At 73.7% G+C, this 14,452-nt stretch carries 11 protein-coding genes; 4 read left to right on the top strand and 7 right to left on the bottom strand.

Annotated elements, in window-relative coordinates:
- Window positions 1-42 precede the first annotated feature (42 nt).
- From ABD317_RS03865 to ABD317_RS03855, 3 genes are read right to left on the bottom strand one after another with little or no spacing between them, the layout of a single operon-like run.
- Entirely contained in the window at window positions 43-1,344 is a 1,302-nt protein-coding gene (locus tag ABD317_RS03865; RefSeq protein WP_344287827.1) for an ABC transporter substrate-binding protein, read from the bottom strand.
- On the bottom strand, window positions 1,341-3,395 hold the full coding sequence (locus tag ABD317_RS03860; RefSeq protein WP_344287825.1) for a DUF2264 domain-containing protein: 2,055 nt from the start codon (window positions 3,393-3,395) through the stop codon (window positions 1,341-1,343). The genes ABD317_RS03865 and ABD317_RS03860 overlap by 4 nt, the downstream gene beginning before the upstream one ends.
- Complete coding sequence (locus ABD317_RS03855; protein ID WP_234020250.1) at window positions 3,392-4,405, bottom strand: hydroxyacid dehydrogenase; 1,014 nt, start codon at window positions 4,403-4,405, stop codon at window positions 3,392-3,394. Before ABD317_RS03855 ends, ABD317_RS03860 begins: the two co-directional genes overlap by 4 nt.
- A 182-nt stretch (window positions 4,406-4,587) precedes the next feature.
- Here ABD317_RS03855 and ABD317_RS03850 point away from each other — a divergent pair, with 182 nt between their 5' ends.
- The gene (locus tag ABD317_RS03850; protein WP_027757057.1) at window positions 4,588-5,226 is read left to right on the top strand and encodes a LysE family transporter; all 639 of its coding nucleotides are present in this window, start codon (window positions 4,588-4,590) and stop codon (window positions 5,224-5,226) included.
- Window positions 5,227-5,284: 58 nt separating this feature from the next.
- Here the strand turns inward: ABD317_RS03850 and ABD317_RS03845 are convergent, their stop codons facing one another.
- Together ABD317_RS03845 and ABD317_RS03840 are read right to left on the bottom strand one after the other, a co-directional pair.
- Window positions 5,285-5,917, bottom strand: a complete 633-nt coding sequence (locus tag ABD317_RS03845) for a GNAT family N-acetyltransferase (RefSeq protein ID WP_344287821.1) — start codon at window positions 5,915-5,917, stop codon at window positions 5,285-5,287.
- A 50-nt stretch (window positions 5,918-5,967) separates the two neighbouring features.
- On the bottom strand, window positions 5,968-6,642 hold the full coding sequence (locus tag ABD317_RS03840; RefSeq protein ID WP_027757055.1) for a response regulator: 675 nt from the start codon (window positions 6,640-6,642) through the stop codon (window positions 5,968-5,970).
- 378 nt (window positions 6,643-7,020) lie between these two features.
- Here ABD317_RS03840 and ABD317_RS03835 point away from each other — a divergent pair, with 378 nt between their 5' ends.
- Entirely contained in the window at window positions 7,021-8,493 is a 1,473-nt protein-coding gene (locus tag ABD317_RS03835) for an MMPL family transporter (RefSeq protein WP_344287819.1), read from the top strand.
- On the top strand, window positions 8,418-9,245 hold the full coding sequence (locus tag ABD317_RS03830) for an MMPL family transporter (RefSeq protein WP_344287817.1): 828 nt from the start codon (window positions 8,418-8,420) through the stop codon (window positions 9,243-9,245). Before ABD317_RS03835 ends, ABD317_RS03830 begins: the two co-directional genes overlap by 76 nt.
- Window positions 9,246-9,334: 89 nt before the next feature.
- Here ABD317_RS03830 and ABD317_RS03825 read toward each other — a convergent pair whose 3' ends face one another.
- Window positions 9,335-10,567: a sensor histidine kinase gene (locus ABD317_RS03825; protein ID WP_344287815.1), complete on the bottom strand. Its 1,233-nt coding sequence runs from the start codon at window positions 10,565-10,567 to the stop codon at window positions 9,335-9,337.
- Window positions 10,568-10,766: 199 nt separating this feature from the next.
- On the opposite strand from ABD317_RS03825, the gene ABD317_RS03820 reads away from it, so the two are divergent.
- A complete protein-coding gene (locus ABD317_RS03820) occupies window positions 10,767-11,348 on the top strand; it encodes a M23 family metallopeptidase (RefSeq protein WP_344287813.1) in 582 nt (193 codons plus the stop codon).
- Between the two features lie 59 nt (window positions 11,349-11,407).
- On the opposite strand, the gene ABD317_RS03815 is transcribed toward ABD317_RS03820, so the two are convergent.
- Window positions 11,408-14,386, bottom strand: a complete 2,979-nt coding sequence (locus ABD317_RS03815) for an AfsR/SARP family transcriptional regulator (protein ID WP_344287810.1) — start codon at window positions 14,384-14,386, stop codon at window positions 11,408-11,410.
- Window positions 14,387-14,452: the final 66 nt, after the last annotated feature.

The following is a 14,452-nucleotide window of genomic DNA, read 5'->3' as shown; positions in this document are numbered from 1 at the left end:
CCGCGGGCCCGGACCGGCCGGGCCCCGCGTGTCTCGTACCGTCTAGTCGAGGACCTCGTCGTGGACGCGGTCGCTCATCGAGCTGATCCCGTCCTCGATCGACTTCTCGCCCACCATGATCAGTTCGTGTTCCTCCTCAAGGATCGTGTCGACGTCGGAGGTGTTCTCGCTGACCGGCATCTCCAGGGCGATCTCGTCGGGCTCGAACGCCTTGGCCGACAGCTTGTCGGTGGGCATGCCGTCGAGGCTCAGGTACTTCTGGATCAGCTCGCTGGACTGCAGCGCCGGCACCACACCGATCTCGGTGATCGCCTCGGCGCCCTGCTCGCCGGCGGCGAACTCGACGAACTCCTTGGCCAGGTCGGGGTTCGCCGCCTTCTTGTTGACGCCGAACGAGGTCGGTGAGCCGAACGTCGTCGTCGAGGTGGCGTCCGCGCGCTGCGGCAGCGGGGCCATGCCCCACTCGACGTCGGTGTCGCCGTTCTGCGTGGCCTCGATGAGGCGCGCGGCGTACCAGGTTCCCATGGGGACCATGGCGGCCTTGCCGGACTCGAACAGCGTGCCGTAGTCGGCCTGCTGGGCGGTGGCCGTGCCGAAGTCGAGGGTGGATCCGGAGTCCTGCAGCTCCAGGGCGGTCTCGTACTGCTCGGCGAAGAAGTCGTAGTCGCCGCTGAGTTGGTCCCCGCCGTTCTGGGCGGCGGCCACGGCGTGGACCACGGAGCGCCAGACGTGCTGGTAGGCGCCGTAGACCTGGTCGCCGCCGTCCTCGGTGAGCTGCTCGGCCACGTCGACGTACTCGTCCCAGGTGAGGTCCTCCGGGTAGTCCACCCCGGCCTGGTCGAAGAGCGTCTTGTTGTAGAACAGCAGCCAGAAGTCCTGCCGGTAGGGCAGCGCGTAGTACGAGCCGTCGCTGTCGAACGCCTCCAGGCCGGCGAGGTCCTTCTCGCCGCCGGCCGGCATGGCGTCGGTGACGTCCGCCAGCTGGCCGCGGCTGGACCAGCGGGAGTAGTCGGTCACGTTCTTGACGGTGATCACGTCGGTGTCGTCACCGCCCGCGAGCATGGTGGTCACCTTGTCGGGATAGTCGTCCGCCAGGATGTCCACCGGTTCGATCGTGACCTTGGGGTGGCTCTTCTCGAAGGCGTCGAACAGCGCCTGGAACTCCGGGGTCTCCGCCATGCTCCACACCGACACGCGCAGCCTGGTCTTGCCGTCCCCGTCGCCGGAGTCGCCGCCGGAGCCGCAGCCGGTCAGGGCCAGGGACAGCGCGGTCAGCACGCCCAGGCCCCTGATCAGGTGTCGCGGCCCGCCGGCCGCCTTCCCCCGCGTCCTTGGAATCCTCATCGATCCGTTTCCTCTCCACAGGTCCCGTCCCCGAGGCCCGCCCCCGAGGTTCCGAGTCTTGGTGCGGTGTCCTGCCGCGACGGCCCTTCGGGGGCCGGCAGGTCGACGGTGGTCCGGCTGCCGTCGGGCCAGCCGATGTGCACGGCGCCGGCGGTCAGCCGGACGTGCGGCGCCGCGGCCTCGCCGGTGCCGGTGCCGGTCGCCCCGTACAGCCCGATCGCCGCGGCGTACCAGCGCCCCGGCGCCACCGGGCCGGAGAGCCAGGGCGTCAGGCTGTGGCCGCCCAGGGGGCTCGCGCCGTCGTCGGAGCGGGTGCCCGCGTCGTCGAAGCCCTCGACCGCCACGGCCACGGACGCCAGCCGTGCGGTACGCGCCAGGGCCCAGCCGCCCGGCTGCACGCGCCCGTCGACCGCCTCGCCGGCCAGCGGCCAGCCGCCGACGCGCAGCCGGGCGGCGGCGCCCAGCGCGTCCGGGGCGCCGGGCAGCGGATCGACACGTACGCAGCGCACCTCCCAGGCGCCGCGCAGCGCCGAGACCGTCGTGACGGCCGCCGCGTCGGTCGCCTTCCCGGGCCGGCCGGAGCCGTGGTCGCGGCCGCCGGGCTCGGGGTCGAGCCAGTGCGCCCGGGCCACCGAGGCGCCGGTCACGACGTCGCCGGCCCGGCCGGTGTGCAGCTTCCGCATGCCCGTTCTGTGCGTGGCCCGGCCGTCGGCGTCCAGCAGGACGGCCGACTGGTCGACGGGCGACGTCCACGCCTCCGCGGACAGCAGCGGCGCCGTCGCCGTCGAGTAGCCGAGCCGGGCGTAGAGCGGTGAGTCGCCGTCCGGGGAGCCGGGGAGTGCGTGGTCCGTGCCGTGGTTGACCACGCGCACGAGACCGTCCCGCCACGTGCTGCTGACCAGCCAGCCCGGGGCACGTACGACGCGCGCGTGGTCGTCCCGCTCCGCCGGCAGCGGCTCCTCGGCGGCGCACCACACCGGGTGGTCGGGGCCGAGGGCGATGCCGAGCATGCCTTTGGCGGCCCAGTACGGCGAGGACGGGCCGGAGTAGCTCTGCGCCAGCTGCCGCCACTCGTGGTGCCAGCCGAGGGTGAGCAGCCCGCGTTCGCCGGGGACGTGGTGGGCGTCGAAGTACGCCATGATTCCGGAGGCGGCGCGGCGCAACTGACCGGGGCGTACCGTCTTCACCCCGGCGAGCGCCCCCGCCCAGAGCGGGGCGGCTGCGGCGAACCGGTAGATGAGGCTGCGGCCCTGGACGAGCGGGGCGCCGTCGCCGCCGATGAGGTGCAGACAGTCCTGGAGGTACCGCTCCAGCCGCAGCCGGTCGGTCTCCCCCCGCGCGGCGGCCGGTTCGGCGGCGCCCGCCATGCGCGCCCAGAGCACCGGGTAGAGGTGCAGCGCCCAGCCGCCGTAGTGGTCGAAACTGCGCTCGTCGCCGTCGGCGAACCAGCCGTTGCCGCGGTAGAAGGAGTCGTGCGCGGCGAGGTCGGCCTCGATGTCGGCGGCGGACCAGGGGCCGCCGACGGAGCGCAGGAAGGTCTCGACCACGATGCGGAACCAGACCCAGTTGCAGCGCGGGTAGCTGTCGTCCCCGACGACGGGCGCGAGGTAGTCCACGATCCGCTCCTGGACGCCGGCCGCGAGCCGGTCCCAGAGCCACGGCCGGGTCATGTCGAGGATCAGGGCGAGGGAGGCGGCCTCGACCTTGGCCTGCGGGTGCTCGTCCGGCCGGGGCCAGCGCTCCGCGGCGCCGGGGTCGGTCCCGGTGTCGAGGCCGCGGGCGTACCACGCCGCCAGCCCGTCCGGGTCGCGGCCCTGCTCCCCCGCCAGCCGGAAGCCGGCCAGCAGGAAGGTGCGGGCGAAGCCCTCCAGCCCGTCGACGGCGGTGCCGTAGCCGCCCGGGGGTCCGGGCAGCGTGACGCGGGCGTGCCCCGGTGAGGCATAGGGGCGTACGGCGCGCAGCATGCCGTCGGCGAGCGACGTCCACCGCTCGCGGGTCCAGCCCGTGATCGGGGCGAGCGGTGCGGCGTGGGCCCGGTCCGGGGTGCTCATGCGCTGGCCGCGAACTCGTCGGGGGTGACGGCCGCGTGCGGCGGCTGTCCGGACAGGAAGCGCTCCAACTCGTCGAGCGCGCTCTCGCTCATCCGCCGGGTCTCCGCGCCGAGCGAGCCGGCGATATGCGGCGTGATCATGACATTGGGCAGCTCGTACAGGACCGAGTCGGCCGGCAGCGGCTCCGGGTCGGTGACGTCGAGGATGGCGTCCAGCCGGCCGGCGGCGCACTCGCGCTCCAGCGCGGCGGTGTCGAGCACGGCCCCGCGAGCGGTGTTGATGACGGTCGCCCCGTCGCGCAGCAGGGCGAGTTCGGCGGCCCCGATCAGGTGCCGGGTGGCGGGCAGCGACGGCACGTGCAGGGTGAGGACGTCGCAGCTGCGCAGCAGGTGCGGCAGGGCCACCAGGGTGGCGCCGGCCGCGGCGACCTCGGCGGCGTCGGCGTACGGGTCCGCGACCAGGACGTCGACGTCGAGGTCGCGCAGCCGCTCCAGCACGCGGCGGCCGACGCGGGAGAGGCCGACGACGCCGATCGTGCGGCCGCGGTTCGACAGTTCGCCGCGACGCACGCTGTACGACCAGTCGTCCCGGTGCGTACGGGCGTCCTGGGCCAGGAACGGCGCCTTCTTCCCGGCGAAGACGACGGCCGCCAGGGTGAACTCCGCCACCGGTATGGCGTTGTAGTCGGCGGCGTTCGTCACGAGCAGCCCGCGCCGCCAGACCTCGTCGGTCACGATCTCCCGCACGCTGCCCGCGCAGTGGAAGACGGCCCGCAGCGACGGCGCCGCGGCCAGTCGCTCGGCCGTCAGCCCCGGGGCGCCCCAGGAGGTCAGCAGGACCTCGACGTCGCCGAGCCGCTGCCGCGTCGGCCGGGCGTCGAGATCGTCGGTGCAGACCGGTTCGCCGAGTTGCACGAGGGAGCGAAGGCGCCGCAGTTGCGGCTCCTGGAACTGCACGGCGAACGTCGCAGGATCCATGAGCAGCAGGGCGGGTGGTCGGTTGATCGTCACGGCGGTCCTTACTCGCAGGCGTAGAAAGCGCTTCACAAGTGCCGACGATCATGTCCGATCAAAGTTTTCACGTCAAGAGCCGCGCACACTCACGTACGATCATCTTTGATCGATGCGTTCCCCCTACACGGGGTCAGGAAAAAGGCTGGAGGGCGCGCGCTGCCCGTGCTTGCATGAGCTTCATGGTGCCCACCGATCGTTTGCTCGCCTTCGCGGCCATGTCGTTCCTGCTGATCGTGATTCCCGGTCCCAGCGTGCTGTTCGTGATCGGGCGTGCGCTCGCGCAGGGGCGCCGTGCCGCACTGACCACGGTCCTGGGGAACACGACCGGCGCCTATGTGCTCATCGTGGCCGTGGCGTTGGGGGTCGGGTCGGTGGTGGAGCGCTCGGTGCTCGTCTTCACGGTGCTCAAGCTGGTCGGTGCCGCCTACCTGGTGTATCTCGGCGTCAAGGCATGGCGCGAGCGTGGTTCGCTGCAGGCCGCGGTCACGGGTGTGGAGGCGGGGCAGGGCGCTCGGCGCACGTTCTGGGAGGGGTTCGCGGTCGGCGTGACCAACCCCAAGACCATCGTGTTCTTCGCCGCCGTGCTGCCGCAGTTCGTCGACCGCGGGCAGGGGCACGTCGCGGTGCAGATGCTGGTGCTCGGCCTGGTCTTCACCCTCATTGCCGTTGCTTGCGACACGGTGTGGGGGCTCGTCGCGTCCGCCGCCCGGAACTGGTTCGCCCGTTCTTCGCAGCGGCTGTCCCTGGTCGGCGGGATCGGCGGGCTCACGATGATCGGCCTCGGTGTCACCGTCGCCGCGACCGGCCGCAAGGAATGACCGGCGCAACCCGTCGCGGACGACCCGGCCCCGTTGACGTATGCCGTACGCCGCGCCCTCAGGCGGTACGCGCTTCACCCGTTGCCGGGCCGAGGTACGTGACCGGGCCCGGGGCGGGAACGTCGATCTCGTGGAAGCCCAGCCGGTCGTAGAAGGCGCGCGCCGCGGTGTTGGCCGTGACCATCGTCAGGTGGACGGCGGGGACGCCGCGCCCGGACAGCGCGCGCAGGAAGGTGTCCATCAACGTGCGGCCGTGACCGCGGCGCTGCCAGTCGGGCAGCAGGTCGATGTGCAGGTGGGCCGGGTAGGCGGCGAGTTCGGGAACGATCATGCGCTCCGGCGTGTGCAGCAGCCCCGCGATCCCCTCATCCGGTGTGCGCGGCTCGCCGTCGGGCCGCGGGTAGCGGTCGGCGACCAGCGGTAGCCATATCGAGCGGAAACGCTCCACGAAGGCGGGTGTGTCGGCGGTGCCGAGGACATATCCGACAGCCTGCCCCCGGCCGTCGTCCAGCACGAAGGCGAGGTCCGGTTCGAGGTGGACGTACGGGCCGGCGAAGGTGGCGGGGAAGATTCCGGGGTCGGCGTAGTGGGGGCGGGTGTCGCCGCCCTCGTGGCCGGTGCGGATGCAGATGTCCGCAAGGGCGTCCTGATCACCGGGACGGTAGGGGCGCACGGCGGGAGTCGTGGTCATCCCGCCATGATCCTTGTTTGGGAGCGTTCCCACCACTCCCGGCGGCCGGCCTATCGCCGCCGGGCCCGCTCGACGAGGCCGGTCTCGTAGGCGATCACGACGAGCTGGGCGCGGTCGTGTGCCTGCAGCTTGCTGAACAGGCGGCTGACGTGGGTCTTGACGGTGGCGACGCTGATGTGGAGCTGTGCGCTGATCTCGGTGTTCGAGTGTCCTGCGGCCACGTGGACGAGGACCTCCCTCTCGCGCTCCGTGAGCGGGGCGAGCAGGGCGGGCGAGACGCCGGAGTCGAGGGCGGGGCGGTTGACGAAGTCACGGATGAGACGCCGGGTCACGCTCGGGGCGAGGAGAGCGTCGCCGGCGGCGACGGTGCGGATTCCGGCGAGCAGTTGCTCGGGCGGGGTGTCCTTGAGGAGGAAGCCGCTGGCGCCGGCCTTGAGAGCGGCGAACACGTACTCGTCGAGGTCGAAGGTGGTGAGGATGACGATCCGGATGGCCGCGGTGGCCGGGTCGCCGAGCAGCTGCCGGGTGGCCTCGATGCCGTCCATGTCGGGCATCCGCACGTCCATCAGGATGACGTCGGGCAGGTGCCGGCGGCCGGCGGCCACGGTGTCGCGGCCGGTGCTGGTCTCGGCGACGACCTCCATCTCCGCCGCGGCGTTCACGAGCACGCTGAAGCCGGCCCGTACGAGGATGTGGTCGTCGGCCACGACCACCCGAATCGTCATTCGCCGGCCTCCGGATGCGGACGTCGGTAGGGCACCGCAGGCAGCCACCGTACAAGGCCGTACGCCCGGGCCCGTGCGCGCCGACCCGTCCGGCGGCCGCACGACGGCGCATGGCCCTCGGGTCGCGGTCGCACCGGCGCGTACATCCGGGACTGTATGCCGACGGCCGCTACCCCTGTGGCCGGACGTCCGCGCCAGACCGCAGCCTGACGACACCGGGGTGTCCGCGGCGGCAGGCTTGTGAGCTGCGGGAAGGCCCGCGTGACAGGGATGGGCGGGCCATGCGGCGCGGAGTGGCGCCGAGCCCGACCTACGTCACGAAAGCAGAGTCGTGCTTTGTTTCGACAACCGTCAGCTCCGGCTCCCGGGCGGAAACCTGTGAGCGGGATCGCGCGGTGGTGCTTCCGGCACCGGTTCATCGTCATCGGCGGGTGGCTGCTGCTCCTCGCGGTCCTGGTGGGCGGCGTGCGCGCCGCGGGCGGCGCCGCCTTCTCGGAGGAGTACAGCCTGCCCGGCACCGAATCCACCAGGGCCGCGGAGCTGATGGCGGCACAGTCCGAGCGCGCCTCCGGCGACACGGGCACCATCGTGCTGCACGCGACCGGCGGCCAGGTGACCGACCCGGCCGTCCGGGCCGACGTGCAGGCCATGCTGGCCGATGTGGCCGAGGTGCCCCAGGTCGGCGCGGTGGCCGGCCCGTTCGGCCCGGAAGGGGCGGCGCAGGTCAGCGACGGCGGCGAGACCGCCTACGCGACGGTCACCTTCACCGAGCCGAGGCAGAGCCTGGACACCGGGAACATCCGGCGGGTCGTGGACCTGGGCTCGGAGCTGCGCGGCGACGGCCTGCGGGTGGAGTTCGGCGGGGCGGTGATCGGGGAGCTGGAGAGCCCTTCGACGTCGAGCAGCGAACTGATCGGCCTCCTGGCCGCGGCGATCGTCATGCTGTACGCGTTCGGGTCCCTGGTGGCGATGGCCGTCCCGATCATCGCCGCGATCCTCGCGCTCGGCGGCGCGATTCTCTCGATCGACCTCCTCACCCAGGTGATGAGCGTCCCCGGCACCGCCCCGATCATCGCCGCGTTCATCGGTCTCGGCGTCGGCATCGACTATGCGCTGTTCATCGTCGCCCGCTACCGCAACGGCCTCCGGTCCGGGCTCAGTCCGCAGGAAGCGACCGTGGCGGCCATGAACACCTCCGGCCGGGCGGTCGTCTTCGCCGGCGGCACGGTCGCGGTCGCGATGCTCGGCCTGCTCATGCTCGGGTTCAGCATCCTGTCCGGGATCGGACTGGCGGCGGCGATCATGGTGGCGTTCGCCGTCGCGGTCGCCGTGACCCTGCTGCCGGCCCTGTTCGCGGTGCTCGGAACGCGGGTGCTCAGCCGCCGCCAACGCGCCCGGCTCAAGCGTGCGGGGCCGACGGAGGCCCAGGTCTCCCACGGGTGGGCCCGATGGGCCGGATTCGTACAGAAGCGGCCGGTGCCGCTGACGATCATGGCGACCGTGCTCATGGTGGCGCTGGTGATCCCGTTCTTCTCGATGCGGCTGGGGTCCTCCGACGCCGGCAACAACCCTGCCGACACCACCACACGTCAGGCCTACGACCTGCTCGCCGACGGCTTCGGCCCCGGGCACAACGGCCCGCTGCTGCTCGTGGCGGAGGTCCGTCCCCGCAGGCCGCGACCTCCTTCACCCGGCTGGGACAGGAGATCGGGACCGTTCCGGGGGTGGCGTCCGTGCAGATCACCCCGGCCGCACCCGACGCGCCGGCGCGGACCATGCGGGTCATCCCCACGACATCCCCGCAGTCGGAACAGACGTCGGACCTCATCGACACGCTGCGCGACCGCGTGATCCCCGATCACGAGGAGGACGGACTCACCGTCCACGTCGGCGGGCAGACCGCGGTGCACAAGGACTTCGCGTCCGTGCTGAGCGGCAAGATGCCGCTCTTCGTCACCATCGTCGTCGCCCTGGGATGCCTGCTGCTGATGCTCGCGTTCCGCAGCGTGGTCATCCCGCTCACCGCGGCGGTGATGAACCTGCTCTCGGCCGGCGCCGGGTTCGGCGTCGTGGTCGCGGTCTTCCAGTGGGGCTGGGGCTCGTCCGCCCTGGGCGCGGGCCCGGCCGGGCCGGTGGAGTCGTTCCTGCCGCCGATGATGCTGGCCGTCCTGTTCGGGCTGTCGATGGACTACGAGGTGTTCCTGGTCAGCCGTATCCACGAGGAATGGCTCCACACGGGCGACAACAACCTCGCCGTGCGGCGCGGCCAGGCCGCCACGGGGCAGATCATCACGGCTGTCGCGATCATCATGATCTGCGTGTTCGTGGCCTTCGTGTTCGTCGGCATGCGCATCATCGCCGAGTTCGGGCTCGGCCTGGCCGTGGCCATCCTGCTCGACGCCCTGGTGGTGCGCACGATCCTCGTACCGGCGGCCATGCAGTTGTTCGGGAAGTGGAACTGGTATCTGCCCACGTCGATCGACCGCATCCTCCCACACGTCTCCGTCGAGGGACCCGCGGAGGCGCCGGCCGGCGGCGCACGGGCCGCCTCTCCCCCGGCCGACGACCCGGGCCCGGTCCTCACCGACGGGCGCGGTGCGTGACGCCGTTGCCCTCTCCGATGCGCCCCGGGGCTTCGGGCCCGTGTCCGAGCGCGCGGGTGGCGCGGGCTCAGGTGGTCTCGTGGCGGCGGTCATGGGGGGCCGGTTTCGCCCGTACGCAGCAGCGCCCGGACTCGGAAGCCGTCGCCGTGCGGGCCGGCGCGCAGGTGGCCGTCGAACAGGGCCGCGCGCTCGCGCATGCCGATCAGCCCGTGACCGGCCGCGGTGGCGGGCGCGGCGGCGGACGGGGGTACGGGGCCCTTCCGGCGGTGCGGCTCGGAGGGGCCGCTGTCGGTGACCTCGACGACCACCTCCCCGGTGCGGTACTCGATGCGGAGGGTGGCCCGGGTCGGCGCGGCGTGGCGTACGACGTTGGTGAGGGCCTCCTGGGCGATGCGGTACGCCGACAGGTCCACCGCGGCGGGGAGCGGGCGAGCCGTACCGCGGACATCGAGGCGCAGGTCGACGTCGGCGCTGCGGATCTGCTCGGCCAGCGCCGCCGTGTCGGCGAGCCCGGGGGTGGGCGTGAGCGCGGGGTCGGCGGCGTGCTCGTGGCGCAGCACCTCGACGAGCAGCCGCATCTCGTGGAGGGCCTGGCGGGTGGTGGTCTCGACGATGCCGAAGGTCTCCTCCACCTGGGCCGGATCGCTGTCCATGACCATGCGCGCGACACCGGCGCGTACCGCGATGAGGCTCATCGAGTGCGCGACGATGTCGTGCAGTTCGCGGGCGATGACCAGGCGCTCGTCAATGGCGGCCTGGCGGATGCGGGCGGCGTGCTCACGTTCGCGTTCGGCCTCGCGCTCGGCGGCGGCGGCGATCCTGTTCCGGCGCTCCCGGGCGGCGAGGCCGGCGAACCAGCCGACGCAGACGATCGCGACGTTGGCGACGAGCACGGCCAGCCAGCCCGAGGAGACCCGCCCGATGCCGATCCCGGCGGCCACGAGCAGGCCGGCGAAACCGGGGGGAACCCACCAGAACACGTAGTCCGCCGTCCCCGCGATGGTGTAGGCGGTGACGGCGACGCAGAGCGACACCTGCGGTGCGCCGCCGGGCGCGGCAACCGTGAAGGCGCAGACCGACGCCACGGCGAACGACACGCGCGGCCAGAGCCGGCGGGCGGCGACAGCGAGGGCGGCGAGGACGATGCCCGCCGTCCGCAGCGCGGCCTCGCCGCCGCCGGCGTGGTGGGTGCCGCTGCGGGCGTCGGCCCACAGCAGACCGACGCACAGCAGGACGGCGAGCGCGGAGTCGAGGAGGACCAGGGGGCGCGGTCGCCTGGTGAGAAACTGCCGAACCTGCCGTGCGGGAGCCTTGCCGGACACGCCGTCAGGCTACTCAGGGCAGGGCGGCCGGTTCGTCAGGTCACGGTCGTGTTCACCGCGTGCATCGCCGACTGTACGCGGGCGTGCCGTACATCTCTGGTCGCACCCGGTCCCCTGCCGACGCGGGTGCGGGCGCGTGTATCCGCTTTGTATGGGCGGCTCCTTCAATCGCCGGGTCACCGACGACAAGGGGAGAACCATGCGCAGACGTTTCCGCCGACTGCTCGCCGCGGTGAGTGCGGCCGCCGCCGTGGCCGTCGCGACCCCGGTCGCCGTCGCGGCCCCCCAGGCCGGCACGTCGTCAGAGACGGCGGCGCCGCTGGCCCGGCCCGGCTTCCGGATGCCGTTCATCTGCGGCCAGGTCTGGCGCGGCAACAACTGGCGCGGGCACAGCCCGGCGCACTCCATCGACTGGAACCACTACAACGCCCAGGGCAGCCCCGACGACTTCGGCCGCCGCGTGCTCGCCAGCGCAGGCGGCAAGGTCGTCAGGTCGTACTACTCCACCGGCGACGGCTACGGCCACACCGTCGTCATCGCCCACGGCGACGGCTGGCGGACCCGGTACGCGCATCTGAAGGAACGCACCGTCACGCGCGGCGACCGGGTGCGGCGGGGCCGGGTGATCGGGCGGGTCGGCGCCTCGTCCGCGATCCACAACTTCTCCCCGCACCTGCACTACGAGCAGATCCACAACGGCTCCGTCGTCGTCGCGGTCGTCCAGGGCGTCCGCTGGTACGACTACCTCGACCGGCGGCTGAAGAGCACGAACCGCTGCTGACGCGCGGCCGCGTGGAGCGAATGCGGCCGTCTCCTTCCGCCGCGTTCGCTCCACGCGCGTCATCCCGGGCCGGAGCGCAGCGCCCGCAGCTTCGCGTGCACCGACTCCGCCCGGTCGTGCGCCTCCAGCCGCCGCCAGGTGGACAGCGAGCGGTGGAAGTAGTGCCGCGCGGTCTGCTCCCGGCCCGTCGTGCGGTGCAGCTCGCCGAGCAGGCAGGCGAGGCTCGCCTCCGCACGCCGGTCGCCCAGCTGCCGCTGGACGGCGAGCGCGCCGGCGAGCAGCGCCGCCGCCTGGCCCGCGTTGCCGCGGCGCAGGCACAGCTCGCCGATGCTCTCCTGCACGTAGGCGGCGCAGTGCGTGTCGGCGAGGTCGCCGAAGATGTCCAGGGCCCGCTCCAGCTCCGCCTGCGCCAGGTCCGGTTCGCCGCGCAGGTCGTGCAGCACGGCGACGCGGCGGCGCACCTGCGCCTCGCGGTGGCGGTCGCCGAGGTCCCGGGCCAGCCCCAGCGCCCCGTCCAGCCACGACGCCGCGGCCCGCGGGTTCCTGCGCTCCAGCCATACGGAGCCGATGGCGCTGCGCGCGACCGCCTCGCCGTGCCGGTCGCCGACCTCCCGGAAGCCGCGCAGCGCGTCGGTGAACGTCGCCAGCGCGGCGTCGAGGTCGCCGAGGATCCGGTGGACGGAGCCCTCTCCGGCCGCCGCCACCGCCTCGCCCGCGGGGTGGCCGGCCGCCTTGAAGATCGCGCGGGCCCAGGCGAAGGAGGTGCGTGCGTCGGCGTAGCGGTCGCGGTAGAGGTGCAGTTGCCCGATGTTGCGGAGCAGCGCCGCGGCCCGCGCGTCCGAGGGGGCCGGGATCGCGTCGAGCACCAGTTGGTGCGTGCGCAGCCAGTCGCCGTAGTAGCCGCGCAGGTCGAAGAAGCTCGCCAGCTCCAGCGCGAGGTCGGCGGCCTGCGTGACGCGGCCGAGCCGCAGCGCGGACTCCACGGTGGCGACGAGGATCCGGCGCTCGGTCTCGAACCACTCGACGGGCCGGGCCCGCACGGCCCGTACGACCTCCGCGCCCGGACCGGCCGGACCGGCCGAGTCGTCCCGGTCCGCCGGAGGGCCGAAGACGCCGAGGAACCGCGTGGGCGTCGCCGCGTTCGCGGCGCGCACGAGTGCGGTCAGCGCGTCGACGATACGGAGTTGCTGCCGCCGGCGAACGGTGAACGTGTCCGCGTCGGCCAGCTCGCGCGCGTAGCAGCGCAGCAGGTCGTGCATGCGGTAGCGCGGCAGCCCGAGCGCATCGGTCCCCACGGCCTCGACGAGGTGCCGGTCGGCGAGCGTGGCCAGCGCCTCGGCGGCCTCGGCGGCGGCGGTCCCGCCGCCGGAGGCGCCGCCCATGGCGACGGCGACGAGCCAGCCGCCCACCGGCTCGGCCGGCAGCCGGCCGAAGGCGCGGAAGGCCGTGGCCGCGGCCGCCGGCAGGTGCCGGTAGCTCAGCTCCGCGCTCGCCCGCACCTCCAGCCCGCCGGCCTGCAGCTGGTCGAGCCGCCCGCGCTCGTCCTGCAGGAGGTCGGCCAGCGTGGCCGCGGTCCAGGTCCGCCGGCCGGCGAGCCGCGACCCGGCGATCCGTACCGCGAGCGGCAGCGAGCCGGAGCCGGCGAGCGACCAGTCCGCGCCGGCCGCGTCCGCGTCCAGCAGGTCCGGTCCGGCGACCGCGCCGAGCAGGGCGCGGGCCTCGCCGCGCGGCAGCTCCCCGAGCGAGAAGTGGTGCGCCGGCAGGTCGGGCATGCGGTGGCGGGAGCTGACGAGCACCGCCGAGCCTCCGGTGCCGGGCAGCAGCGGGCGTACCTGCGCGCCGCCGGCCGCGTCGTCGAGCACGACGAGGAAGCGCCGCTGTGCCAGGCGGGTGCGGAGCAGCGCGGCCCGTTCGCTCCGCTCGGCGGGGACGGTGCTGTCGACGACGCCGAGGCCGCGGAGCATCTCGGCCAGGACGTCGGCGGGGTCGCGCGGCCGGTCGCTCAGCCCGCCGAGGTCGACGAAGAGCTGGCCGTCGGGGAACGCCGCGCGGGCCCGGTGCGCCACGTGCACCGTCAGCGCGGACTTCCCCGACCCCGGCGGGCCCGACATCGCCACGACCACCGGCCGCCGGTCGGCCGCCGCCAGCAGCCGCTCCAGCGCGGCGATCTCCGCGGTGCGGCCGGTGAAGTCCGGTACGTCCATGGGTAACTGGCACACGGAAATGGGGGTCCCCCCGCCAGTAAGGGCGTAGCCGGTGGGGGAGACCGCCGCCGCACGGCGCCGGGCGCGGTAGCCGCCCACCTCCTCGCCGACGTCCCGCAGCGGCCTGCTCGGCCCGGTGCCGAGTTCGGCGGCCAGGACGCGCTCGGCCTCGGCGTACGCGGAGCGGGCCTCGGTGGTACGGCCCGAGTCGTGCAGCGCGCGCACCAGCATCCGCCACAGGTCCTCCCGCAGCGGGTCCTCGGTGAGCCGGGAGCGCAGCTCGGCGAGGAGCAGCGCGTAGTCCCGCAGCCGCAGCCGGACCCCGAGGCATTCGTCGACCGCGGTCGCCCGCAGCTCCTCCAGCCTGGTGACGCCGGGGTCCCAGACCACGCTGGCCGGCACGTCCTGCAGGACGCCGCCGCGCCAGAGGCCGAGGGCCGACTCGTAGCCGTGCAGCGCGGCGACGTCGTCGCCGCGGTCGCGGGCCGCCCGGGCCCGGTCCAGGTGCCGCTCGAAGAGCAGCATGTCGACGTCGTCGGGCGCGACGTCGAACGCGTAGCCGGACGGCTCCGTCCGCAGCCCCGCGGCGGAGATCCCCGCGGCGGACAGCGCCCGGCGCAGGGTGCGCACGTACGTACGGACGTTGGCGACGGCCGACGGCGGTGCCCCGCCCGGCCACAGCACCTCCGTCAGCACGTCCACGGAGACGAAGCGGCCGGGCTGCAGCAGCAGCGTGGCGAGCGCCGCCCTCGGCTTCGGCCCGCCGATCCGGACCGGGACACCTCCCGCCCACACGCGCAGCGGCCCCAGGAGTCCGAACGTCGGCTCCCCCATCCACGTACCTCCGTGTCGGCGGCGTGTCGGCGGCGGCGCCGCGCCCCGGCCCGGGACGCGCACCAC

This window comes from Streptomyces synnematoformans, from assembly GCF_039531005.1.
GTDB lineage: Bacteria > Actinomycetota > Actinomycetes > Streptomycetales > Streptomycetaceae > Streptomyces > Streptomyces synnematoformans.
Note: the sequence above shows the minus strand (reverse complement) of the source record. Positions and strands in the feature narration are given on the sequence as shown.

What these genes read in the sequence shown, in the direction of transcription:
- ABD317_RS03845 (WP_344287821.1), bottom strand. Translation starts at nt 5,917, where the DNA reads ATGACCACGACTCCCGCCGTGCGCCCCTACCGTCCCGGTGATCAGGAC.
- ABD317_RS03860 (WP_344287825.1), bottom strand. Translation starts at nt 3,395, where the DNA reads ATGAGCACCCCGGACCGGGCCCACGCCGCACCGCTCGCCCCGATCACG.
- ABD317_RS03815 (WP_344287810.1), bottom strand. Translation starts at nt 14,386, where the DNA reads ATGGGGGAGCCGACGTTCGGACTCCTGGGGCCGCTGCGCGTGTGGGCG.
- ABD317_RS03840 (WP_027757055.1), bottom strand. Translation starts at nt 6,642, where the DNA reads ATGACGATTCGGGTGGTCGTGGCCGACGACCACATCCTCGTACGGGCC.
- ABD317_RS03850 (WP_027757057.1), top strand. Translation starts at nt 4,588, where the DNA reads ATGGTGCCCACCGATCGTTTGCTCGCCTTCGCGGCCATGTCGTTCCTG.
- ABD317_RS03830 (WP_344287817.1), top strand. Translation starts at nt 8,418, where the DNA reads ATGCGGGTCATCCCCACGACATCCCCGCAGTCGGAACAGACGTCGGAC.
- ABD317_RS03865 (WP_344287827.1), bottom strand. Translation starts at nt 1,344, where the DNA reads ATGAGGATTCCAAGGACGCGGGGGAAGGCGGCCGGCGGGCCGCGACAC.
- ABD317_RS03820 (WP_344287813.1), top strand. Translation starts at nt 10,767, where the DNA reads ATGCGCAGACGTTTCCGCCGACTGCTCGCCGCGGTGAGTGCGGCCGCC.